Origin of the sequence: Brachyspira hampsonii 30446 (genome assembly GCF_000316195.1) — a bacterium.
Taxonomy (GTDB): domain Bacteria; phylum Spirochaetota; class Brachyspiria; order Brachyspirales; family Brachyspiraceae; genus Brachyspira; species Brachyspira hampsonii_C.
Genome location: NZ_JH994111.1, coordinates 1332840 through 1357729 on the forward strand (window position 1 = coordinate 1332840; position 24890 = coordinate 1357729).

Sequence of the window (24890 nt, forward strand, 5' to 3'; positions counted from 1 at the left end):
GACAAGACTTTATATAGATCTTGTCTTTTTTTTATATAAAAGATTATATGCCATATTTTATATAAATAGAGCATTAAGCTATACTCAGAATATATTATAAAGCATTTTTATTACATTGCATATCTATTCTTTATATTATAAACAAGTATAACCCTATTAAAAGATTAATCCTTTTTTATTTCTCTAGGGAAATCATATTCCTCTAAAGGCAGCAATTTAGGAGCTTTTTCAGATATATCTCTAAGCTCTTTTGAATAGAAATACTCTGTACCTGAGATTTTTTTAGATATATATTTTCTCATGCTCGAAATATATATAGTAACTCCCGGGAAAAATCCTTCCATAGAAGTAATGCTGCTATGGTATAATTTTTCAAATTCTGCACTCATTTCATCTCTTTTAGCCTCTAATTGGGCAGTCTCTCTTACAAGATTTGTAATTCTTTTGAGTATATCTTTTATACCTTCTCTTTTGTTAGGCGGTATTCTCTCTATAAAGGCTTTTGGATTTTTAAAATACTCTGTACCTAAAAGGGATTTAATCTTACTCATTTCTTCCTTATTGGTTTTCACTGTTGCAACAATGTTTTTAAACTCTGCATCAGCTTCAGCATCTCTTCCAACTGTAATAGTAGTTTTTGCTTCACTCATAGAACCTATGCTTTTAGCCCAAACACCATTCAAAGCCTTAACATTTCCGCCAATAATAACGCCCTTACCTTCCAATACAATAACCCTATCATTTCCTGCTATTTCAGCATTAACAAGCTGCTGAGCCAATACATCTCCTTTACATATTATATTGGCATTTCTAATGAATTGAGAATACATCTTTCCATTAACATGTATTGTACTATTAGGACCTCCTATTATGCCTCCGGATACTATCAAATTACCGGCACATTCTATATATGCATCTTCAATATTACCATGAACATATATATCACCCTCTGTTTTTATAGAAAATCCAGGAGCAACATTATCCCTAATGATAAGAGAACCATTAACTTCAATATTACCTGTTGATAAATCTACCTTATCTATTTCAGCTACCGTACTAACTGATAAAGTGCTATTATGATTGCTTAATATTCCTCTAATACCGCTTCTAATAGTAATACCATCATCATCAACAACTATATTTTTTCCTAATTTATAGCAAGGATCATCATCATAATGTGCTTCCATAAGAACATCATATATATCAAGACCATCAATAGAAGGTTTTTCTTCCATAAAATGAGCTATTTGAATTCCTGCTTCTATATTATGAATAAATCCCCGTTCTTTAAAGTCTATAGAACCTGTTTCAGACTCTTTTCCGCTATCCAAAGTAAAATCATAATCAAGTATAACCTTTTGAATATTACCATCTATAGGCTTTCTGCCTTCCACAAATACACACATAACCCCTTCATCATATTTCAAATTATGTGCTACAAGTTCGGCTATTTTATCATAATTAACCATTAATTTGATAGGCATTTCAGCTATGATAGCCTGTATTTCCTCAAGTGAAAGCTGCTTTTTCAAATGCTTTTGAGGAGGAAGAACCATTACGCCTCTCCATTTATCTCCTACATTGATAACAGGTATTACAGAAACTGATTTTAACTCATCATAAAATACATATCCGTAAACAGTACTTTTATAAACCCCTGTCATTTTATCAAATTTTACATTTTTACTAGCTTTTACACCCTCTCTTTTTGAAATTGATTTTAATACGGGATCTCCGGGACGAACATAATTTTTTAACAATTCATCATATAAACTATCATTATTGCTATCAACATCTACAATTTGATCGTATACATCCCTTGTATTTATAAGATTATCATAATAAAATTCATAATTATTTGGATCAATTGATAATGTTTGATTTACAACTTCCTTAGCCATATATTCTCCTTAAAAAAACAAATCAGCATACTCAACTTTTTTTACATAAGAAGAGCATAACATCACCCATATTAAATAATTTAACATATTTATCAAAAAAAGCTTTAATTATTTTATTGGGCTTTTTCTCTATAGGTATAGACCCCCAAGAAAAATCACTGATTATCTTAAAACCTATACTTTCCATATATTTATACAATGTAGTCTTTGAAAATAGCCATAAATGCTGCGGCATTACTGCTCTCCAAGCTCCCCCATATCTTTTAGCAAACAACCCATCTGCATTCGGAGTTGTTATTGCTAAATAACCGCCTTTGGCAAGTATTCTGTAAATTTCTTTAAGAGTATCCGCCGGATTAGGAACATGTTCTATAACATGCGAAAAATGTATGAAAGAAAAATATTCACTATCAAATCCGACATCAAGCAAAGGTTTTTCATGCACTGTTATACCATAATTTTTTCTAGCATACTCAGCCGAAGATGAACATATTTCAATACCTTGTGCATTATAACCTTTAGTTTTTAAATAATTTAACATCATACCCGTAGCACAGCCTATATCAAGAACATTTTTATTAGGAAGTTTGCTTTCTATTTTTTCAAAACCTATATCCCTCATAGCAAGCTTCATAAGTCCAAAAAAATTTTCCTGATTAGCTACTTCATACTCAAAATAATTATCACTATATATATCATCTATTTCTTCCTGACTCAAAACAGGATACTGATATATAAGTCCGCAATTTAAACATTTATTATAGCTCACTAAATCTGTTTTTATATAAACTTCAGACTCAGTGCTACCGCAAAATTCACATTCTTTCTTTTCCACTGTAAGACTCTCCAATATATATTCGGAAAAAAAGATTGTTTCTTTACATCTTCAACAACATATCATATATTCTATTGAATGTTAGATTCTTTTTTATTAACAGTTAATATTATCTCGCTATTAACTCCAACTACCTCCTCTGCTGCTGGAATTTGAGATAATACTACATCATTTTCATACATATCATCAGATACATTTACTTTAGGTAAAAGTGTTACATTAGTCATGCTATTTAAAACTTCATTACTAATTATACTGAGAGCTTCATTATACTTCATACCTGTAACATCCGGCATTTTTATAAGAGATTGCTCTGCAACATTAACCACCAAATATACTGTTCTGCCTCTTTTAACCTTTACTCCGCTTTTAGGCTCCTGACTTACAATAGTACCTAATGGGTAATTATCAAAATAATGTGTTTGAACATTAAGATTCATACCCTCTTTTTCTAACAAATTAAATGCTTCAAATATCTCTTTTCCTTGAACATCTGGAAGTTTAAATGATTCGCCTCCGGATTTAACAACTATAAATACTATTAAAGTAACAACAATACCTTGTAAAACAAAAAGAAAAACAGCGAAAAGTATTAATCTTTTAAATACTAAAAATGACTTAGGATCACTGATTATACCATCAGGTAAAATTTTGTTTATTATTTTTTTTATAAAGAATAGTAATTTATTAAAAAATTCTTTTATTTTATCCATTTTTAATTAAAATATTCTCCTACAGCTAATTTATTTCCGCATAAAAACTCTTTAACAGTCTGCCTTTTTTTTCCTTCTCTTTGAAGTTCTTTTATTACATATAAACCATTAAGAGCCTCTATATAAATACCATTATTATTAATATCTACTATTTTACCAAAATTACTGCTATTTGATTTACATATATATTCACTATTAAAAACTTTTATAGAAATATTTTTGTAAAAACAGTAAGCAGTAGGCCATCTTACAAAAGCCCTTGTCATATTATGCAAACTAATAGCATCCTTTGAAAAATCAAGTCTGCCATCTTCTTTTTTTATCTTACTGCAATAAGTAGCCAAAGAATCATCTTGCTTTATCATACTAGATATATATTTATCAGTATCTTTAAAAAACTCTTTTAATAAATATACTCCACTTTCTTTTATTTTATCATATAAATCATTAAATTGCCAATTTTTATCTATACTAACCTCATGCTGAAGAATAATATCGCCTTCATCTAATTTAATATCCATTTTCTGCAATGTAGTGCCGCTTTTTTCAAAACCATAAAGCAAAGCATGTTCTACAGGACTAGCCCCTCTAAGAATAGGAAGCAGAGAGCCATGAATATTAAGAGGCATTATTTTTGGCAAGGATAAAGTTCTCTTATTTAAGATTTTACCATAAGCTACTATTATAAGAAAATCAGGAGCTAAATCTAATAAAGTATTATAAAAATCATCTTTATTTATACTCTCCGGCTGAAAAAGATTAAGATGTTTATCTAATGCAATTTCTACTACAGGGGAATTGATAATATTGCCTTTTCTATCTTTTTTAGTATCTATAGGAGCTATTACTCCATTAAGATTAACATTATCTAATTCCATTAATTGTAAGATACAATCTCTTGTAAAATCGGTTGAACCAGCTACTATAACATTATACATAACATTATTGATTATATATTTTTATTGTTAAAAGTCAAATATAAATTATCAAATAAATTAATAATGCTATTCTTCTATAACTTCTATGCCTTTTACATCAGACAAAAATTGAATAAATAAATCCAATATTATAGGGTCTACTGCTATTTTATTTTCTGTAAACATCTTCTTCATAAATAATGCTACTTCCTGAGGATTTTTATTTCTACGACCTTCCATGAAACTTAATGTATCATATATATCCACTACCTCAAACATTTTAGCAGGAAAATATGCAAGTACATCTGCATTTATGATATCATCTGTTTCAAAACTCATTAAAAAATCAACTTTATGTTTAGGATCATTTACTTTTTTATCCATAAAGTTCTTTAATATTCCGCTGCCGTAACCATAGCATTCATGATGAAGTCCTACAATTAAAGAGGCCTCATCTTTCTGATTTAATACATATTTCAAAAAGTAATATGCTTTAGCTGTATGGAAATCTTTAAAATCTCCGTCTTTAATAAAATCATCTGTAGGTACAAAATCTGTCATATTAAGCATAGCTACATCATGATAAAAAGCACCTGTAGCATAACTTACTATTTCAGAGCCTGTAAACTTTCTTATTCCAAGCCTAAATACATTTTCCAATTTTTCTATACTTTTAGAAATATTAAATCTGCTTAAAATAGTTCTGTATTTTTCGAGATATATGCTTTTATAATCTTGTCTTAATTTACTGCTCAAACCTTTATTAAATATTTTATTATAATAGTATAAAAATTCTATCATAAGTATACATACCCTGTTACTATGACTTAATATATTTGAATCATCAAGCATATCTAAATTATCAAATATATCTCTATAAAAATATTCTTTTTCTAAATATGTTACTATAGCATTCATTATACTTGATATCATAATTTCAGTTTCTGTATTAATAATATCATTTCTTTTTATACTAGCACTCTTTATATATTTTAAATGTCTGATAAAATCTAATCTTCCTATAATTCCCATTCCTGTTAATAAACGCTCTATATTAACTGCAATCTCTGATGTAACTTTTGGAGCTTTAGATTCTAATTTTAATTGATCCAGATTAGGTTTTAATAAATAAAGTCTGTTATTAACTCTCTCTTTTACTATTTTGGATAAGAGATCATTATTTGCAGTCTTTAATTTCTCATTATTATTTGATATGCAGTTTTTATAAATATGGTAAAAATATTCAAATTCTCCATATTTATTTTCATCTGTGCCGTCTATTACGCTGCTTTTATTAGTTTGAGGATTATTTAAATTAAAAAACTTTGTAGAAAATGATGATATATAAAACTTAGCACCTTTAATTAAAGCATTATCTTTTTGCTCTAAAAGTACATTAACCGCTGTACCCGGTATAATGATGCTTATGCCGTCAGAGTTAATACAAGTAAGCTCTATATTTTCTTTAATTATCATTTCTTTCATTTCTATGATCTTATCAAAGTTAATCTCATAGTATTTGTTCATTGCCTTAAACATAATTTACTTCCCATATTTATTTTTTATAATTAATTAATTTAATTTCCCATTTCTTGTAAAATTTCATCTATATGTTTAAGCTGTCTGTCTGCTGTTTTATTATAATCTATCTCGCCAAGTGCTATTTTGTATGCCTTATCAATCAAATTATCCATTTCAAGTTTAGCTTTATTTTTCATAACTTTATCTGCTAATTCTTTAGTTAAAGCCCATCTTTCCTTAGCTAAATTATAGAAAAATACTGCATATTCAAAACTCTTCTTTATATCCTCATCAAACTGAGAATTATAAAAATAATAATTTTCCTTGTCATAAAGCCCAGCAAGATAAATATAATTTTGTGTTATTAGATAGTTAAACTGCATATGCATAAGATCTTTATATCTGGTATAAGCCTCTTCTGTTTCAATAATTGTTAATGCCCTATTAACGAAATCAAAAGGTGCATTTAAAGCCCTTTCAAGATAATCTACATTTCTAAGCAAATCATATTCGCCGTAATAGGAAGGCAAAGAGTAAAGCCTGTAATAATCTTCTGCATAAACTATATAACCATAGTCTTTTTTCTCTACTATAGTGGACTCTTTCATGCCTATTTTAGGGTATAGGCTTATACTAAATATAAAAACAAATAATAATATTATTTTTTTCATAATTCACAGCTTATAATTTAAATATCACTGTTTTTATTAACGGTATAAATAATATAATTCTTTATAAATTATTATTCTGCTTTTCTTCAGCCTCTTTTAAAATCTCAAATATAGCACTGTTATTATTATCCCTTGCTATATCTATAGGATACTTTCCTCTGTTATTTCTAACAAGAACATCAGCCCCTGATAACACTAATTCGCTTACTATATCAACATTTCCAGAATTAACAGCTTTATGCAAAGGAGTATCTCCGTCTTGATCTTGTATATTAAGATTAGGCTTTTTTTCTAATAACATTCTAACAATAGGAAGTTTTGAATATCCTGAAGCTATATGCAAAGCAGTATCTCCATATTTATCAACTGCATTTAAATCTACTTTCTGTGTTAATAGTATTCTAGTAATATTTTCTGCTCCGCTTTTTGAAGCTATCATTAAAGGAGTATAACTTGATATTCCTGCATAGTTTATATCCGCACCATTTTCAACTAATATCTGAAGTAAATCAACATTATCATTATTAATAGCATATTCAATTAAGCTCTCTCCATCTTTAGTTACAACTGAAAGATTAGCTTTATTAGCTATTAACAATTTTGTAAGCTCAACATCATTATTCATAACAGCAATAGTTAAAGGACTAAGACCATTACTGTCTTCCGCATTGATATTTGCTTTATTTTCTATTAAAAGCTTTATCATGTCATTTCTGCTTGATTCTATAGGACTGTTCATAGCATATAAAAGAGGAGTTTTCTCTTCATAGCTTTTAGCATTAACATTAGCATTATTTTCTATTAAAACTTTAGCAAGGTCAATATCCCCATTATTTGCTGCATACATCAAAGAAGTCCAGCCGTCATTGTCTGAAGAGTTTACATCCGCACCGTTTCTAAGAAGCACTTTAACCGTATCTATATATGAATTACCGCTTGCTATTATTAATGCATTTTTTCCATTAACAAGTCTATTAAGTATATTTTTATCTATATTAGTAATTATTTTCTCCATTATTTTGGCACTGTCTGCCGATTTCTGCTGAACCAATACTAAATCCACAGGAGATGAACTAGTATTATTAAATTTAGAACCAGCAGCAGCCATTATTATATTTCCATATACATCACTTTCGCCTGCATCTTCTATTTTAGCGCCTTTAGATACAAAATAATCAACTAATGCAGGATTAAGTGATAAAACAGCATTATAAAGTACAGTAGTTCCATCAGCATTTTTATAATTAATATCCGCCCCATTATCTATTAAATAACGAACTATATTCTCATCACTATTTTGAATTGCATAACTTAAAATTGAAGGCTCTCTTTTTAAATCAAATGAATTATCTAAAAGAAGTTTTATCATATTTTTATTAGTTTGAGAAACAGCATAATACATAGGATATTTTTCCACATCATTTCCTGTATAAGAACCATATACATTAGCCTTGCCTTCTTTTATAAGAAGTTCAGCTATTTTTGTATTATTATTGCTTATAGCTAAAATTAATGGAGTAATTCCTAAATTATTGGCGATTTCTGTATCTGCTTTATTTTCTATTAGGAATTTTACGGCTTTAAGATTATTATTTTGTACAGCATAAAATAATGGTGTTTGATTATTATTGCCTGTTTCATTAACATCAGCAGCATAATTATTGACCATTTCTTTTACAATGCTATCTCCGTATTTTTTCTTATATATTTCCTCACTGTATATTTCATAGTTTCTAACCATTTTCTCCATATCAGACTTGCCCTTTATAAATAAGAACAAACCTACAAGTATACCGGCACCAATAAAAAGTACGAATACTATAGCAATTGCTACAACTGCAACTTTGAATATATATTTTTTATTTTCTTCTGCTTCTTTAGCTTTATCTATTCTTTGAATATTAGAATTTACATTATTATTTGAATTGTTTTGATTATTATTAATTAAATTATTATTTTCACTGTTATTATTTTCTAAATTTTCCATAAACTTAACCTGCCAAACTAAATTTTGAGAAATATAATAACATATTTTTAATAAATTTTAAAGGCTGAAATAAAAAATTTATATACCAACCTATTGTAATGCAAAACTTCTAGTTTCTATATAAGGAGTTTCATCTGCTATATAAGACTCTACTACAATAATATAATTTCCTCTAGGCAAAGATGCCAATTCTTCTTTAGTTATAGTTAATTTAAATACATCATTTTCTAAAACTGCATTATATTCTCTTTCGCCTCCATTTTGTAATTGAAGCAGAACTTTTACAGTAGTATTAGGGTCTGGAAGCTCCAAAGCATTGTCTGGATAGTTGTATGAAGAAACATAAATATCAATATTAATATCATTATTTCTATTTGCTATAGCTGGCATATCAATATCTTCTATCCTGCTCATTTTAGTAGACAGTCTTTCAATCCAATACTCAGCAGTATAACTATAATCTTTAAAAGCGGTTAACTCTATATAATTAGCCTTTGAATCTATTCTTGATATAAAGAAAGGTCCGTTTGATATATATGCATGTCCATATTTCTCTATAAAGTCAATAGCAGCCTGATATCTTTTAACCGCTTCTTCTTTTGTGATGAAATCTTCTATGCCAGCAGGTATATATTCACTGTCTCTCATCTCAATTAATTTCTCTTTTATATCCGATACACAAGTAGGATTTTTTACATCTATGGAAGTTAAAGACTGATCCTGAGAAATAGTATAAACATTTCCAGATTTAGAGCCTTCAAGTACAATTTTCATTATAGCTTCATTTATCTCAAAAGGAATAACAGTATTTCTGTTTGGATTTCCTATTTTTGGACTAACTGCTGCAATGGCAATTTGTTTGTCCATATCCATAGGCCAATAATAATTTCCATAGAGAGTAAAACTTCCGTCTTCATTTATAATACTTCCAACAGCTCCGTCCATAGCTGAAAGATATCTTCCAGCCATAGCAGAATCATAATATTTATCATTTTCATTAGTTTTTGTTATAACATTAGCTATAAATACGCTTCCATACATCAAATCAACTAAAGAAGATTCTATACCATGATGCCATTTGAAACTTCTAGGCTTAAAATCACATTTCACATAAGCAGTAAGATTATCTGACTTTTGATAAACTAGCTCTCCGTTTTCATTGACTTTTACAGTAAGACCCTCTTCCCATTTCTGAGTATAAGGGTTATACATCTTAGCATTTTGAGGCACCTTTATAGTACCAACAGGTATTCCATTATTTCCAGCTCTCACTCCTATTTCTAAACTATTAGTGTCAGCCTCTCCAAGTATAAATACGGTTTTGGCAGTAGAAGGCGATTCAAAAGTAGCACCCGCATCCGAACAAGGACCTATCATAATAGCAGAATAAGCATCAGAAAATCCGCCCACACCCACAGGATCCCAAGGACTTATAAACAATGAACCTTGAGCCGAATGCTGAAGAACTCTTAATACTTTTTCTCCGTTTCGGTTGGGCTTTATATCTGCACTTCTTATAGACCAATCATTAACACCGTCTCCTACTCCGTAAAGCATTCTTCTATTGAATCTCTCTTTATTAGCAACAAAAAACTGAGTCTGAGAGTTTAAATATATTCTTACAGCATCTTCAAGCCCTATTTCCTGCAAACGCATATTACCATTCCAATATTCATCAGCAGTCAAAAACCAGCCGTTTGAATTCTTATCGCTTATTCTTGAAGCCTCTTTATTATCATAATTCCAAAACTCAGAAATATTTCCGCCCGGCATATAATTGCCTTCTCTTACATACATCTGCCTTAATGTAACATCCCACCAAGCTCTTGTTGCACCTGCTCCCCAAGCCTCAGTTATAATATTCCATTCATAGTCTTTTGGGTCTGAACCGTATACAACTTGTGTGGATTTATTTCTGTCATATAGCAGCTTTTCTACTTTTATGCCTGTTTTTTCTATCAAATCAGAAATGGCATTACCTGCAGGAAGCCTTCCTGTTGGGTCATCAACTCTTATAACAAATTTAATGGTTACTATTTCTCCATTATATTTCCACCAGCCATTTTCTTTTACTAATTTCCCTCTATTTTCTGGTAAATTAGCAGCTTTTTCCATAGCTTTATTTATATCATTAATTGCTTTCTCTTCATTGCCGTTTGCTGTCATACCCATTTTTGAAGGGATAAGGTTATATCTGTAAGTACCCGGCTGTCCCGGTGTAGCCTGAGTAAATGAAGGCTCCCCTGCTCCTCTTAGAATTTCATCAACAAGCTTTTTTCTGTCAATCAAAAAATTCATTGCAAATCTTACTTCTTTTATAGCCAAAGGATTAAAATAAGTTTTACCGTCTCTAGTTGTAACTGTATATGGGGCTTTATTTGGTACAGGATTAAAAAGCAAAGACCAAGATCCTGAAGGGACTGCATAGGTATCTAATTTTTCCAAATCACTTTCACCTAATGACAAATATGTACTTCCATCTATTCCGCTTGCCATTAAATCTGCTCTTCCAGCCGCTACATCTTTGATTGCTATTGTCATATCAGTTCTCACTTCATATATTATTTTATCTATTAATGCTCCGCCTCTGTCTATTTCTTTTTGCTCAATTTCTTCTTGGTTATTTGAACATGATAAAATTATAATTGATAAGATTAGTAAATATACTTTACCCAAAATTTTATTATTTAGTTTCATTAAAAAGCCTCATTATACAAATTAACATAATATATAATAATAGTATAAATGATAAATGTCAATAAAATAATATCTATAAAATTTGTTTAAAAATATTTTTTATTTTAAAAAAATATAAAATATTTATTATTATAAATAAAATATTTTTTATTAGTAGTACATGTACAATAAATATATAAAAATAAATAACTTGACAAATATAAAAAAGAAAATTAGAATAACTAATTAAATTCCAATATGCTTAAAAAGTTAAGAGGAAATTATGAAGGTAATAGATATAGATAAAAAACCAGAAAGCGAGAAAATATTCTTTGGAGATTTCGGGCATTATATAAGAATAGATTCTGTAAGCCATGAAATAGCCAGAAAATTAAAGGAAGCAAGCGAAGGTAATACATGGTTTACTAAAGAAGTTGACTATAAATCTGATAAAACTAGATTTTCTTCACTTCCAGAAGATGCTCAAAGGGCTTTCAAACTAAATATAGCATATCAAACTCTAATGGACAGCGGAGTTACAAGCGGATTTTCATCTATATTAAATAGAATAGTAACAAGTTCAATATGGTCTATACTTTATGCGAGAATAGCTATAGAAGAAACTATACATGCCGAAAGTTATTCTTACGGACTTTCTGAAGTATTCGGTCATCAGGCAAGCGAAACATTGGATTTAGTATATAATGATGAGTTTGTAAAGCATAGAATGGAAAAAGAAGTAGAATTATTCGGAAAAGTTGATGAATTATGTAATTTAGAAAACTCTAATGCTCCATTAGATGAAAAAAAGCAATCTATATTAAAATTATTATTAGGAATATATTTACTTGAAGGTATAAAATTCCCATTCTCTTTTCTTGTAACTTTCACTATAAATAACAGTTATGATAATGCCATAGCAGGATTTACAAAAACTATTAAACTAATAGCACATGATGAGCTTAATGTTCATGTACCTACCGGTAAAAATCTAATGACAATATTAAGAAAAGAAACTAATCAAGGTTTTACTCATTTATTTAAAAGCGGCTGGTTTAATGATACAGCTAAAGCAATGGCAGAATATACTGTAAATGAGGAGATAAAATGGGCTAAATACCTATTTGACGGCAAAGAAGTTTCAGGAATTAATTCTTCAATAAGCGAGCATTTTATTAAATATTGGGCAGGCATAAGATTAAGAGATATAGATGTAGAAACAGAATATTTATCTGAGAAGAAGTCTGATATTATAGATTGGTTTAACAGCTATAGAGATATAAATAAACAAAATGCAGCATTACAGGAAACAACTAATACATCTTATCAAAAAGGTGCATTAAAAAACGATTTATAATTTATACTTAATTAAAAAATAAACAATAATTATCAGGGTAAAATTATGATAGAACTTACAAAAGATAAAAAACATATAATCATTAAAAGGGACGGCAGAGAAGAGCCTTTTAACGATGAAAAATTAAGAAAAGTTATAGATTGGGCTACAGAAGGTAAAGAGGCTTTCACTAATAAGCTATTAGAAGGACTCAATATCAAAATCAATGATAAAATGAAAATAGAAGTATTATATGATGAGCTTATAAATACAGCAGTTAATATGATAAGCCCATTATATCCTATGTATGATACAATAGCAGAAAAACTTTATTTAATGAAAATATATAAAGAAACATGTGGGCTTAAGAAAATAGGATCATACCCTCATATAAAAAATTTCTTAAAAAAAGGTATAAAATACAAAATATATGATAAAGATATAATAAAACTTTTTACTGATAAAGAATTGGATAAAATCAATTCTATGATAGAGCCTAATAGAGATTTGCTTTTTACATATAAAGGATTAGCCATATTCTATAAAAAATACTGTAAAAATATAGGAAATAAAAAATTAGAGCTTCCTCAAATAACATATATGGTAGCTGCTATGTTTTCATTTTATAATGATTATTATAAAGGTGAAAATAAAGATAAATTAGAAATAAGTAAAACTGAAAGACTTAAATATATAAAAAGAACTTATGACATGCTTTCAAAACATGAAGTAACATTTGCAACTCCTAGGATAGCTAATAGTATGACAATAAAGGCCCAGTTGGCAAGCTGTATATTAAATACACCTGATGATGATACTTGGAGTTTGAATCAAACAGACGGAAATATGGCATTATACTCAAAATTTTCAGGCGGCATAGCTTATGATGCTTCATATATAAGGGCATCTGGTTCTACTATACAAACAAATAGAGGCCGTTCTGACGGACCTATACCTTTTATAAAAAGAGTTGAGCAGACTATATCATCTTTTAATCAAGGCGGAGTAAGAAAAGGAGCTTGTGTTATTACTTTTCCTTGGTGGCATTTAGATGTATTAGACCTTATTATGCTTAAAGATGCAGGAGGCACTGAAGATACTAGGGCTAGAAAATTAGTTTACTCTATTAGAATAAGCAATATATTTAGAGATCGTGTTAATAAAGACGGATATGTAACTCTTTTTGATCCTAAAGAAACTCCTCTTCTTAATGAAGAATATGGAGAAAAATTTAATGTTGCTTATATGTATTATGAAAGTAAATCTTCTATAAGAAAAAAGAAAATTAGAGCCAAAGATTTATTATTTCAAATATTAAAAGTAAGACAGGAAACAGGAAACTTATATCTTACATTTGTAGACAACATTAATGAACAGAATATGGTCAATAGATTTGTAGGAGCTTCCAACCTATGTCAGGAAATAGTAATACCCTCCTACCCTTCTAAACTCATAAAAGAAAAATATATTATTAATGAAGATGGGGAATATGAAATAGTACAAAGAAAGAAAAGCGGTGAGATAGGTATATGCAATTTGGTTTCTGTAAATCTAATGTCTTGGGTAAATTTTAGCCCAGAAAAGAAAAAATCATTCTGCTATACTCTTTTAAGGGGCTGTGATAATATAATAGATACTCAATTTTATCCTGTTAAAGAAGGTGAAATTGCTAATAAAAAAAACAGACCTATAGGAATAGGGGTTATAAATTATGCCAACTTATTAGCCTCCAATAAATTAAAATATACAGATAAAGAAGCTTTGGAGTTTACAAATAAAGTTTTTGATGATTTATATTATCATATATACGAAGCCTCTAATATATTGGCTATGGAAAGAGGAGCTTATAAAACTTTTAATGAATCAAAATGGAAAGACGGACTTACACCTTTTCATATATCATTATTAAACAATAAAAAAAATAATTTAAATGTAACTGTAGACAAGGAAAAATGGGATAAGCTGGCTGAAAAAATAAAAGCAAATGGAGTTAGATTTTCATTTCATGGAGCAATAGCCCCTACTGCTACATCAGGAAAGAGCGTATCTGCAACAGAATCTATAGAACCTATAGTAGATTTATTCTTTGTAGAAGAAGGCATACAAACTCTTCCTAGCTTAGTACCTAATATAAAAAAGAATAGAGAATATTATCAGAGATGCTGGAATATTCCTGCAAAAACTATAATAGAGCTTGCGGCTGTAAGACAAAGATATATAGATCAGTCTCAATCATTAAATTTATATTATGTAAAACCAGAATCTGCTAAAGAACTTTGGGACGATATTCAATATGCTATGGATTTGGGGTTAAAAACTCTTTATTATATGAAAACACCTAAATCTAATTTTGAACTTGAAGAAGTATGTGAGTCATGTACATAAAACATATAAATAAAAAATTAAGATAATCAAGTTGACATATTATAATATTATGTTAGCTTGATTTGTTTTTTATTATATTCTTCTATTATATAGATTATATATATCTGGGTATAGTTTATATAAAAAAGCAAAATTTAAAATTAAATTTCAAATTTTGTATTGACATAATCTTTTTTCTAGTATATAAAAACTGCGTTAAGCTTGAGAATTAACAAAAAACTATTTCGGAGTGAATCAATATTATGAAAAAGATTTTGATTTTCCTAATACTTTCAAGCATGTTCATGCTTATTTCATGTGCAGGCGGTGCCTCAAATCCAAATGATGTAGTAATTACAGGTTCTTCTTCAGTTTCTCCATTGATGTTTAAATTGGCGGCAAAGTTTGAAGAGCTTAATCCTGATTACATAGTTAGAATAGAAACTTCTGATTCTACTATAGGAATTCAAGACACTGTAAACGGAAATAACAATATAGGAATGGCTTCAAGAAATTTAAAAGAAGATGAGCTTTCTGGTCTTGATACTTATTTATTATGTCAGGACGGCATAGTAATTATAGCAAATAAAGATGCGGATATAAATCAGATAAGTGAAGAAGAACTTTATAATCTTTATATGATGAATACTGCAGTAAACGGTATAACAAAATCAATATCAAGAGAAGACGGTTCTGGTACTAGAAGTGCTTTTACAGATTTAACTTTGATAGGCAAAGATAATCCTCTTCCTTCAACAGTAGAAATACTTGATGCTACTGGAAAGGTTAAAACTTCTATTATGAATGATGCATCAAAAATAGGCTATATATCTTTAGGCTCTATCGATGATACAATAAAGCCTCTGGCATACAAAGCAAAAGGACAAGATGAATATATTTCTGCTTCTGTAGAGAATATACAGAATAGTTCATATAAACTTTACCGTCCTTTCTACATATTCACCAAAAAGGGAATTGAGCTTGATGCTGGTACTAAGGCTTTCCTAGATTTCATAAATAGTGAAACAGGAAAAACGGTTATAAATGAAAACGGGTATGTAGCTAGTTAATAAAAAGCAAAGTCGGTATACAAGCAATTAATATTTGTATATCGGCTTTTTTATTATTACTAAATTTTTTTATATAAAATTTTTATTATAAAAAATTAATAACAAAAAAATAGGATATATATTTTGAATAACAATATTAATAAACATATAATTAATGAAATTGCAGATAATATTATGAGATATATATTTTTTATATGTTCTATATTTTCAGTTATAGTTGTATTTTCAATATGTATTTTTATATTTATCTACAGCATTCCAATATTTAAAGAAGTAGGATTTTTAAATTTTGTTTTTGGTATGAATTGGTCTCCTTCATCAAAAGAGTTTGGAATATTTCCGATGATAGTAGGCTCTGTATATATAACAATTCTCTCTACAATTATTGGAGGAGGATTCGGATTTTTTACAGCAGTTTATATATCGATGTTTGCACCATCAAAATTAAAAACAATATTATCACAGGTTATAGATTTACTTGCTGGAATACCATCAATAGTTTACGGATTTTTTGGAATGGCGGTATTAGTGCCTTTTCTAAAAAATATATCTCCAAACAATATTGGCGAAGGAGTTTTAGCAGGTTCTATAATACTTGCGGTTATGATACTTCCTACTATAACATCTATTACCAAATATAATTTAGAGGCAGTATACAAATATTATTATGACGGAGCTATAGCATTGGGCAATACTCATTCTCAGGCTATTTTCGGCGTTATAGTAAAAGCTGCAAAATCTGGTATATTTTCGGCTATAGTGCTTGGTATGGGAAGAGCTATAGGAGAAACTATGGCGGTTATGATGGTTGCTGGAAATGCTCCTTTTATACCTAAAGATTTATTTTCGTATTTCAGAACTATGACTATTAATATAGCTTTGGAAATGGGATATGCTACTGGTATTCATAGGTCGGCATTAATTGCAACGGCATTTGTACTTCTCATTTTTATACTTATAATCAATATTATTCTCTCTCTATTAAAAAGAAATAATTTATATTTTTCATTTTCTTTAAGCAGTTTATTTAGTAGAAATAAAGAATTAAAAAATGATATAAATAATTTCTCTTTTAAAAATATAGATATGAGAGTGTCAACAGTAAAAGCGGATATACTTAAATATATTTCTATAATAGCTTCTATAATAGCAACACTTTTTCTTGTATTCATAGTAGTGTTTATACTTGTAAGAGGATTGCCTCATATTAACTTTAATCTTTTATTTGGAAAAAGCAATAATTCTCAAATGACGCTTCTACCTGCTATAGTCTCTACTGCTATGATACTTTTTATGTCATTAATAATAGCAATACCTCTTGGAGTTTTTGCGGCAATTTATTTGACAGAATATTCAAAGGCTAAAAGCAAATTAATATCAGTTATAAGAATATTTACTGATAGTTTGTCTGGCATACCTTCAATAGTATTCGGGCTTTTTGGTATGCTTGTATTTGCAAATCTTTTTGGTATAGGAAGAAGTATATTAGCAGGTTCTCTAACATTAGTTTTGATAATACTTCCTTCTATAATAAGGCAGACTGAAGAGACATTATTATCAATTCCTTCAAGTCTTCGTGAGGGAAGTTTGGCACTTGGAGCTTCTAAAGTGAGAACTATATTTAAGATAGTGCTTCCATGCGGTTTTTCTGGAATAATGACTTCTGTTATACTAAGCATTGGAAGAATAGTAGGAGAAAGTGCCGCATTAATATATACTGCTGGGGCTGTAAGATATATGCCTAGAGGATATTTAAGTTCTGGAAGTACATTTTCTGTTATGATGTGGATGTTTTCAAGCGAGGGGCTTTATATTAATCAAACTTTTGCTACGGCTAGTATTCTTCTTATTATGGTTATATTTCTTAATGCTTTATTATTCTTTGTAAATAAAAAGCTGAAAAAAGATTATTAAGAATATTAATATTATTAATAAAATGGAGGTTAATATATATCATATGACTAAAGAATTAAACTCTAATATAAACTTTGATTTTAATATTGATAAAGTTATAAAAACTCAGAATCTAAATCTGTATTATGAAAGTTTTCAAGCATTAAAAAATATTAATATAGATATAAATAAAAACAGCACAACTGCATTTATAGGTCCTTCAGGCTGCGGCAAGTCTACCCTATTAAAAACTTTTAACAGAATGAATGATTTAGTTGCAAACTGCAAAATAGAAGGTGATATAGAAATAGCAGGAGTTAATATTTATAATAAAAATGTTAATGTATCATATTTAAGAAAGAATGTTGGAATGGTATTTCAAAAGTCCAATCTTTTTGCTATGAGTGTTTATGATAATATAGCTTACGGACCTAGAACATTCGGAATAAAAAAGAAATCAGAACTTGATGATATAGTAGAATACAGTTTAACAAAAGCAGCTATTTGGGACGATATAAAAGACAGGCTTAATAAAAATGCTTTAGGACTTTCTGGAGGACAGCAGCAGAGACTATGTATAGCAAGAGCATTATCCGTAAATCCAAAAATACTTCTTATGGACGAACCTACAAGTGCATTAGACCCTATAAGTACGGGTAAAATAGAAGACCTTATTAATGAACTTAAAAATGAATACACTATTGTAATAGTTACTCATAATATGCAGCAGGCTATGAGAGTATCTGATAAAACTGCATTCTTTCTATTTGGTGAAATAGTAGAATATGATGATACAGAAGAAATATTCTCTAAACCTAAAGATGAAAGAACAGAAAAATATATTACAGGAAGATTCGGATAATTTATACTTTTTATACTATTTATTTTATAAAAACAAATGGAGAAACAATAGATGAAAAAATTTGAAGAAGAATTAAATAAATTAACAGAGTATGTTGCTGAAGCTGGGGATATGATACTTGAAGCTTTAAGAAACTCATCTACTGCCTTAATAAACGGAGACATTGAACTAGCTAATAATGTAATAGAAAATGATAGAAATATAAACAGAATATCATACAAAATAGAAAGTGCATCTTTAAAAATGCTTTTATTAGAGCACCCTGTAGCAACGGATTTGAGAATAGTTTCTGCAGCATTAAAAATAGCCACTGACCTAGAGAGAATAGGAGATCAGGCTAAAGATATATGTGATTTGATTAGATTTTTACTAGAAGGAAATCTATATAAAAATAATATTGATACTATAATAGAAATGTCAAAAATAATAGACTATATGGTTACAAACTGCATTAAGGCTTTTAGAGAAAGGGATTCTCAATTATCAAGAGATGTTATAGAAAGAGATGATAAAGTAGATAAGCTATTTTATAAAATGCGTGATTCTATGGTTGAGCTGATAAAAAGCGGAGCTGAGAATGCTGACCAAGCTATATATTTAATGATGATAGCAAAATATTTTGAGAAAATGGGAGACCATGCGGAAAATATAGCTAAATGGGTTTATTACTATACAACAGGCGAAAGATTTAAATAAATATAATTATTTAAACTAAATTAATAAATATTATAAAAGTTCTTATACTATAATCATTTTTTAGTATAAGAACTTTTTTATTTATATATAGTTTATTAGACCTGTTTCAAAACTACTTGACAAACAATGTTATGAGTTTATTATTTTATGTTAAATTAAATAATATTAACGACAATTTAATTAAATGTTTTATATGTTGTATAAATTGTATGTTTAAGCTAGAAAATGCAGTTCTTTTGGTTCTTTTATACCAATAAAAGAACTGGGGTTTGGCACGACTGTGTACTTCGTAGGCAAAGCCCCAATTATTAAAACTATAAATATTATTTTTAAATTTATTATATAATAATATCACTATATGTATGTACAAAATTGCAACAAGTCTAATCATTTTTTAGTATAAGAACTTTTTTATTTGTATATAGTTTATTTATAAAATATCAAAAAAATTCTAATTTACATATTGCACCTTGAGTTAACTTCAATGATATAATTCTCAAAAATTAATAATATTAGGAGAATTGTCATAATGAAAAAACAAAATAATATTTTAGTATTAATATTGGCATTTGCTATATTTGCAATATTAAACACAGAAATAGGAATAGTAGGAGTGCTTCCTATAATTGCAGAAACTTTTAATGTAACTATAGAAAAAGCAGGAATTTTAGTTAGTGCTTTTGCCTTTACAATAGCCATATCTGGTATAATAATGCCTTTATTATTTTCTGGTATCAATAAAAAAATATCTATGCTAATAGTAATTGGAGTATTTATAATAAGCAATATAGTGTCAGCATTTACAAATAGTTTTAATGTTCTTTTAATATTTAGAATAATACCTGCTATTTTTCACCCTATATACTGTTCTATGTCATTTACTGTAGCTTCAGAAACTGCTGAAGAAAAAGATATTCCTAAAGTTGTATCTATAATAATGATGGGAGTTTCTGCTGGAATAGTAATAGGAACTCCTGCATCAAATTTTTTTGCTGAAAATTATTCTTATAAAGCATCAATGTTGTTTGCGGCAGCTTTAAATATACTATCATTTATAGCGATAATATTTTTAGTCCCTTCAATGCCTGTAGGCAAAAGACTTTCTTATGGCTCTCAGCTTTCTGTATTAAAACTTCCTATAACTTGGATATCACTTGCAGCTGTTGCTTTGATTGCAGCTTCTATGTCATCAGTATACAGTTATTTTGCTCAATATATAAAAGATGTATCAAATATCAATGTAAAATATTCAAGCATTATACTTTTTCTATTTGGTATATAAAGCATAGTAGGAAATTTTTTAGCAGGAAAGTTTTTATCTAAAAATGCTGTAAAATTTGTTACGGCATATCCATTTATATTTATTCTAATATATATTTTAGTATTTCTTTTAGGAGGTATATTTGCTTTAATGTTTGTAATATCATTTATTTGGGGAATAGTATATGGAATGGGTAATAATATTCAGCAGTATTGGATTACCTCGGCACTTCCTCAAGCTCCTGAATTTTCAAATGGACTTTTTATATCTTTTGGAAATCTGGGAATAACCATAGGAACTTCTTTAGGAGGACTATTTATAACAAATACAAAGATTAATAATCTTCCTATATGCGGAATAATATTTTTGATATTAACATTTATATCTATAATAATAAGACTTTTAATCAATGAAAAAGATGTATCAAAAATAACATTAACTTAAAATTAATAAATTATAAGCAGATTATATAATTATAATATAGTATGCTATTGTAATATTAAGATAATAAGAGTTTATCACTTAAAGAACCTTCAGCTGTTTCAAATTTCTTGAGTAAATCAGATATCTCTAAAGATTTTTTCTCTTCGCCTGAAACATCATATATAATATTACCGTCATTCATCATTATAAGTCTATTGCCGTAATGAATGGCATCTTTAATATTATGCGTAACCATAAAAGCTGTAAGTTTATCTTCTCTGATGATTTCTTCTGTAAGTTCTAATACTCTTTTAGCAGTTTTTGGGTCAAGTGCTGCAGTATGCTCATCTAATAATAAAAGTCTAGGTTTTTTAAGAGTTGCCATAAGAAGTGTTAATGCCTGTCTTTGACCGCCTGATAAAAGTCCTACTTTTGAATGAAGCCTTGTTTCAAGTCCTAAATCAAGTCTTTTTAATTTTTCCACATATTCTTCTCTTTCTGCATGAGTTATGCCCCATCTTAAAGTTCTTCTCTTTCCTTTTCTCTTAGCAAGTGCCAAATTTTCTTCTATACCCATATTTGAAGCAGTGCCAACCATAGGATCCTGAAATACTCTGCCGAAAAGTCCCGCTCTTGCATATTCTTTCTTATCTGTAATATCAACTCCGTCAACTGATATAGTACCATAATCAACTTCATAAACACCTGCAATCAAATTAAGAAGCGTAGATTTACCAGCTCCGTTTCCTCCTATAACAGTAACAAAATCACCATCATTTAATTTGAGGTTAACTCCTTTTATGGCTTTTTTTTCTGTGATGGTGCCTCTATTAAATGTTTTATAAACTTCTTTTAATTCTAGCATAAACTCCCCCAAATATTTATTTTCTTTTTCCGCCTACTGCTCTTTTAACTTTCCTATTGAGTACAGGCACTGAAAGAGCAAATGCAACTATAATAGCAGTAAGAAGTTTTAAATCTGTAGCCTTTAATCCAAGCTGAAGAACTATAGCAATTATTATTCTGTATATTATAGAACCCATTACAACAGAAGCAAGTTTATACCAGAATGAGAATCTGTCTCCAAATACAACCTCCCCTATTATAACAGATGCAAGTCCTATAACTATAGTACCCGTTCCCATACCAACATCAGCATATCCCTGACTCTGAGTAACCAAAGCACCTGATAAAGAAACCAAAGCATTTGAAATCATAAGTCCTATTATTTTCATAACATTAGTATCAACACCTAATGCCCTAATCATTCTCTCATTATTTCCTGTAGCTCTTATAGCACAGCCCATTTCAGTTCCGAAAAACCAATACATCAAAAGAATTATTATTACAGAAAATATAAAGCCTACAAGCAAATCTGATAATACTTTACTTAGTGAAAGCATATTTTGAATTATAGTCAAAGAAGTATCCATTCCCAAAAGCGGTATATTAGGTCTGTTTCCCATAACCCTGATATTAATAGAATATAATGCAATCATTGTAAGAATACCTGCTAATATTCCAGGTATTTGAAGTTTTGTATTTAAAAAACCTGTTGCAAATCCTGCCAAAGCACCTGCCAAAAAAGCAAAAAATAAAGTTATAAAAGGATTCATACCATTTGATATAAGTATCGCACTTACAGCACCGCCTAAAGCAAAACTTCCATCAACAGTCAAATCCGGAAAATCCAAAACTTTAAATGTAATATAAACTCCAAGTGTCATTATTCCCCAAATGATCCCCTGAGATGCAGCACCTTCTATTGCCAAAAAAATCCCTTCCATATAAAGTCCTTCTATATATCATTATATCATTGCTAACAAACTAGTTTTTTTAATTCGATTATAAAATCAACTATTGTTTATATAGCTTTAAATATTACTATTTATTAACTAGAATATGATATATTTAAGTTTATCATATTCTAGTTTATTTTATTAATAAAAACTGAGTATAAAAAATTTTTAAATATAAAATCTAAATTTTTATAATTTATTACTTATTATATAATGACTCAGGTATTGTTATTCCTATACTATTAACCATATTAGTATTAACTACCAAATCAAAAGTTTTTAAAGTTTCTATAGGCATATCTGCAGGTTTTTTCTCTCCTTTTAATATAGATACTGCCTGAGTAGCTGTCAATTTTCCAAGTTCATAATAGCTTATAGCATAAGTAGCAGTTCCGCCAAGCATAGTCATACCGCCCTCGCCGCAAACTACAGGAAGTTTAGCAGGCTCAGCAACTAAAGCAACTGTAGCCATACCAGCTGCAATCATATTATCAGTCGGCGTATAAATAGCTTCAACTTTTCCAACCAAACTTTGAACAACCTGCTGTATTTCATTAGCAGATGTTACTGTAGCATCTATATATTTTAATCCCATAGAATCTAGTTTTTTCTTTGCTATATCCATTTGAAATACTGAGTTCTGCTCGCTTGAACAATATAAAAGTCCGACTGTTTTTAAGTTCGGAGTAATCTCATTTAATAATTCTATTTGAGCTTCTACAGGAGTTAAATCAGAAGTACCTGAAACATTTCCTCCTGGAGCATTATTATCAGCAACAAGTTTGGCTGCCGCTGGATCTGTAACTGCTGTAACTAGTATAGGTATATCTTTTGTCATATTTGCAACTGCCTGTGCTGCAGGTGTTGCTATTGCTAAAATTAAATCGCTTTTATCATTAACAAACTTTTGCCCTATAGTTACACAATTAGCCTGTTCGCCTTGAGCATTCTGATAATCTATAATAATATTTTTTCCGTCTTCATATCCTGCTTCTTTAAGTCCGTCAACAAAGCCCCTGTATGAAGCATCTAATGCGTCATGTTCTATTAATTGAAGTATTCCGATTTTAAATACTTTATCTCCAGCAGCAGTATTAGAATTAGAAGCTCCTGAAGAACATGAAATAAATATAAGTGATGTTATAATAAATAAAGAATATAAATATTTTTTCATGATTGACTCCTATTTTTTTATAAAAAATTACTAAGAAACTATATACAGTAATTATACTATATATAATAATAATGTCAATTAATAGTTATCATATTATTAATATATCAAAATAGTTTTTAAAAAATTAAATATAATTATTATAAATATATTTTTTAGAACATAAATATTAAATTAGTATTATTAACAAATAAAAAATAAATAATTGATAAAAAATAAAAATATATTTATATTATACTCCATAAAAATTATGAGGAGTTTTTATGACAAAAAAATTAAACTTTTATTAACATTATCAATATTTTTAACTTTAGCATCTTGTGCTAAAAATAATCCAAGTTCTCCTGGAGATGGCGGAAGCACTTCTATACCAGGAAGTGATCATTCTAGTTTCATAATATTAAAAGGACAATGGATGGAGTCTCAAGGTGATATGGGAGAATATGATATTACAGATACAAGTATTGAACATAGATACCAAAGTGCTCTTGCTGAAACTAGCGATTTAGCAGAAATTGCTTGGAACGATGATGGCAAATCAGGAATAATATATGGAAAATATATTACAACTCTTGACAGTAAAAATGGAAAGTACTATGCTTTAGCATTTAGAAACTTAACAGATACAACAGTAGACTTTGTTCAAGCGGATAAGTCAGGTGATGATACAGCTGATTCATTAGAAGAAGCAAAAACTAAATTTACTGAAGCTAACGGTTATATTGATTGGAATAATGTAAAAACATATAACAAAGGTCAATATCACTAAATAAATTAATCTGTTAGAAAATTTT

At 28.9% G+C, this 24890-nt stretch carries 20 protein-coding genes; 9 read left to right on the top strand and 11 right to left on the bottom strand.

The features are described 5' to 3' along the window. Nucleotides 1-164 precede the first annotated feature (164 nt). The 8 genes from A966_RS10485 to A966_RS10520 form a co-directional block, all read right to left on the bottom strand. A complete protein-coding gene (locus tag A966_RS10485; RefSeq protein WP_008725363.1) occupies nucleotides 165-1901 on the bottom strand; it encodes a DUF342 domain-containing protein in 1737 nt (578 codons plus the stop codon). A 31-nt stretch (nucleotides 1902-1932) separates the two neighbouring features. Next, nucleotides 1933-2736, bottom strand: a complete 804-nt coding sequence (locus tag A966_RS10490; protein WP_008725364.1) for a class I SAM-dependent methyltransferase — start codon at nucleotides 2734-2736, stop codon at nucleotides 1933-1935. 71 nt (nucleotides 2737-2807) lie between these two features. After that, entirely contained in the window at nucleotides 2808-3449 is a 642-nt protein-coding gene (locus A966_RS10495) for a PASTA domain-containing protein (RefSeq protein ID WP_008725365.1), read from the bottom strand. Nucleotides 3450-3451: 2 nt separating this feature from the next. Then, a complete protein-coding gene (gene fmt, locus A966_RS10500; RefSeq protein WP_051024057.1) occupies nucleotides 3452-4387 on the bottom strand; it encodes a methionyl-tRNA formyltransferase in 936 nt (311 codons plus the stop codon). Nucleotides 4388-4453: 66 nt separating this feature from the next. Continuing rightward, nucleotides 4454-5905 (bottom strand): hypothetical protein, encoded by a 1452-nt coding sequence (locus A966_RS10505; RefSeq protein WP_008725368.1) that lies wholly within the window; start codon nucleotides 5903-5905, stop codon nucleotides 4454-4456. Between the two features lie 38 nt (nucleotides 5906-5943). Further along, the gene (locus A966_RS10510) at nucleotides 5944-6558 is read right to left on the bottom strand and encodes a hypothetical protein (protein WP_008725369.1); all 615 of its coding nucleotides are present in this window, start codon (nucleotides 6556-6558) and stop codon (nucleotides 5944-5946) included. Nucleotides 6559-6619: 61 nt separating this feature from the next. Continuing rightward, a complete protein-coding gene (locus A966_RS10515; protein WP_008725370.1) occupies nucleotides 6620-8545 on the bottom strand; it encodes an ankyrin repeat domain-containing protein in 1926 nt (641 codons plus the stop codon). A gap of 90 nt (nucleotides 8546-8635) precedes the next feature. After that, nucleotides 8636-11242, bottom strand: a complete 2607-nt coding sequence (locus A966_RS10520) for an ABC transporter substrate-binding protein (protein ID WP_008725371.1) — start codon at nucleotides 11240-11242, stop codon at nucleotides 8636-8638. Nucleotides 11243-11504: 262 nt separating this feature from the next. Here A966_RS10520 and A966_RS10525 point away from each other — a divergent pair, with 262 nt between their 5' ends. The 8 genes from A966_RS10525 (at nucleotide 11505) to A966_RS13840 (ending at nucleotide 21147) form a co-directional block, all read left to right on the top strand. Beyond that, entirely contained in the window at nucleotides 11505-12578 is a 1074-nt protein-coding gene (locus A966_RS10525; protein WP_008725372.1) for a ribonucleotide-diphosphate reductase subunit beta, read from the top strand. 45 nt (nucleotides 12579-12623) lie between these two features. Beyond that, a complete protein-coding gene (locus tag A966_RS10530) occupies nucleotides 12624-14942 on the top strand; it encodes a ribonucleoside-diphosphate reductase subunit alpha (protein WP_008725379.1) in 2319 nt (772 codons plus the stop codon). 242 nt (nucleotides 14943-15184) lie between these two features. Then, the gene (locus A966_RS10535) at nucleotides 15185-15991 is read left to right on the top strand and encodes a substrate-binding domain-containing protein (RefSeq protein WP_008725381.1); all 807 of its coding nucleotides are present in this window, start codon (nucleotides 15185-15187) and stop codon (nucleotides 15989-15991) included. Nucleotides 15992-16114: 123 nt separating this feature from the next. Continuing rightward, a complete protein-coding gene (pstC, locus tag A966_RS10540; RefSeq protein WP_008725383.1) occupies nucleotides 16115-17905 on the top strand; it encodes a phosphate ABC transporter permease subunit PstC in 1791 nt (596 codons plus the stop codon). Between the two features lie 43 nt (nucleotides 17906-17948). Continuing rightward, entirely contained in the window at nucleotides 17949-18746 is a 798-nt protein-coding gene (gene pstB, locus A966_RS10545; protein ID WP_008725385.1) for a phosphate ABC transporter ATP-binding protein PstB, read from the top strand. Nucleotides 18747-18797: 51 nt separating this feature from the next. After that, a complete protein-coding gene (gene phoU, locus A966_RS10550) occupies nucleotides 18798-19442 on the top strand; it encodes a phosphate signaling complex protein PhoU (protein ID WP_008725387.1) in 645 nt (214 codons plus the stop codon). 529 nt (nucleotides 19443-19971) lie between these two features. Beyond that, on the top strand, nucleotides 19972-20724 hold the full coding sequence (locus A966_RS13835; RefSeq protein WP_232817769.1) for an MFS transporter: 753 nt from the start codon (nucleotides 19972-19974) through the stop codon (nucleotides 20722-20724). Nucleotides 20725-20853: 129 nt separating this feature from the next. Next, nucleotides 20854-21147 carry an MFS transporter gene (locus A966_RS13840; RefSeq protein ID WP_232817770.1) on the top strand — a complete coding sequence of 98 codons (294 nt, stop codon included), beginning with the start codon at nucleotides 20854-20856 and terminating at the stop codon, nucleotides 21145-21147. A 55-nt stretch (nucleotides 21148-21202) separates the two neighbouring features. Here A966_RS13840 and A966_RS10560 read toward each other — a convergent pair whose 3' ends face one another. The 3 genes from A966_RS10560 to A966_RS10570 all read right to left on the bottom strand — a co-directional run bounded on the left by A966_RS10560 (nucleotide 21203) and on the right by A966_RS10570 (nucleotide 24099). Further along, nucleotides 21203-21991: an ABC transporter ATP-binding protein gene (locus tag A966_RS10560; RefSeq protein ID WP_008725388.1), complete on the bottom strand. Its 789-nt coding sequence runs from the start codon at nucleotides 21989-21991 to the stop codon at nucleotides 21203-21205. A gap of 16 nt (nucleotides 21992-22007) precedes the next feature. Further along, complete coding sequence (locus A966_RS10565; protein WP_008725389.1) at nucleotides 22008-22913, bottom strand: ABC transporter permease; 906 nt, start codon at nucleotides 22911-22913, stop codon at nucleotides 22008-22010. Between the two features lie 211 nt (nucleotides 22914-23124). Then, nucleotides 23125-24099, bottom strand: a complete 975-nt coding sequence (locus A966_RS10570) for an ABC transporter substrate-binding protein (protein ID WP_008725390.1) — start codon at nucleotides 24097-24099, stop codon at nucleotides 23125-23127. Nucleotides 24100-24346: 247 nt separating this feature from the next. Between A966_RS10570 and A966_RS10575 the strand changes: the two genes are divergently transcribed. After that, nucleotides 24347-24865, top strand: coding sequence for a hypothetical protein (locus tag A966_RS10575; protein ID WP_069724515.1), 519 nt, complete (start codon nucleotides 24347-24349; stop codon nucleotides 24863-24865). Nucleotides 24866-24890 lie beyond the last annotated feature (25 nt).

Bases quoted from the DNA above. Each gene is read 5' to 3' on its own strand.
- A966_RS10485 (WP_008725363.1), bottom strand. From the start codon at position 1,901: ATGGCTAAGGAAGTTGTAAATCAAACATTATCAATTGATCCAAATAAT.
- A966_RS10495 (WP_008725365.1), bottom strand. From the start codon at position 3,449: ATGGATAAAATAAAAGAATTTTTTAATAAATTACTATTCTTTATAAAA.
- fmt (WP_051024057.1), bottom strand. From the start codon at position 4,387: ATGTATAATGTTATAGTAGCTGGTTCAACCGATTTTACAAGAGATTGT.
- A966_RS10505 (WP_008725368.1), bottom strand. From the start codon at position 5,905: ATGTTTAAGGCAATGAACAAATACTATGAGATTAACTTTGATAAGATC.
- A966_RS10510 (WP_008725369.1), bottom strand. From the start codon at position 6,558: ATGAAAAAAATAATATTATTATTTGTTTTTATATTTAGTATAAGCCTA.
- A966_RS10515 (WP_008725370.1), bottom strand. From the start codon at position 8,545: ATGGAAAATTTAGAAAATAATAACAGTGAAAATAATAATTTAATTAAT.
- A966_RS10520 (WP_008725371.1), bottom strand. From the start codon at position 11,242: ATGAAACTAAATAATAAAATTTTGGGTAAAGTATATTTACTAATCTTA.
- A966_RS10525 (WP_008725372.1), top strand. From the start codon at position 11,505: ATGAAGGTAATAGATATAGATAAAAAACCAGAAAGCGAGAAAATATTC.
- A966_RS10530 (WP_008725379.1), top strand. From the start codon at position 12,624: ATGATAGAACTTACAAAAGATAAAAAACATATAATCATTAAAAGGGAC.
- A966_RS10535 (WP_008725381.1), top strand. From the start codon at position 15,185: ATGAAAAAGATTTTGATTTTCCTAATACTTTCAAGCATGTTCATGCTT.
- pstB (WP_008725385.1), top strand. From the start codon at position 17,949: ATGACTAAAGAATTAAACTCTAATATAAACTTTGATTTTAATATTGAT.
- phoU (WP_008725387.1), top strand. From the start codon at position 18,798: ATGAAAAAATTTGAAGAAGAATTAAATAAATTAACAGAGTATGTTGCT.
- A966_RS13835 (WP_232817769.1), top strand. From the start codon at position 19,972: ATGAAAAAACAAAATAATATTTTAGTATTAATATTGGCATTTGCTATA.
- A966_RS13840 (WP_232817770.1), top strand. From the start codon at position 20,854: ATGTTTGTAATATCATTTATTTGGGGAATAGTATATGGAATGGGTAAT.
- A966_RS10560 (WP_008725388.1), bottom strand. From the start codon at position 21,991: ATGCTAGAATTAAAAGAAGTTTATAAAACATTTAATAGAGGCACCATC.
- A966_RS10565 (WP_008725389.1), bottom strand. From the start codon at position 22,913: ATGGAAGGGATTTTTTTGGCAATAGAAGGTGCTGCATCTCAGGGGATC.
- A966_RS10570 (WP_008725390.1), bottom strand. From the start codon at position 24,099: ATGAAAAAATATTTATATTCTTTATTTATTATAACATCACTTATATTT.
- A966_RS10575 (WP_069724515.1), top strand. From the start codon at position 24,347: ATGAGGAGTTTTTATGACAAAAAAATTAAACTTTTATTAACATTATCA.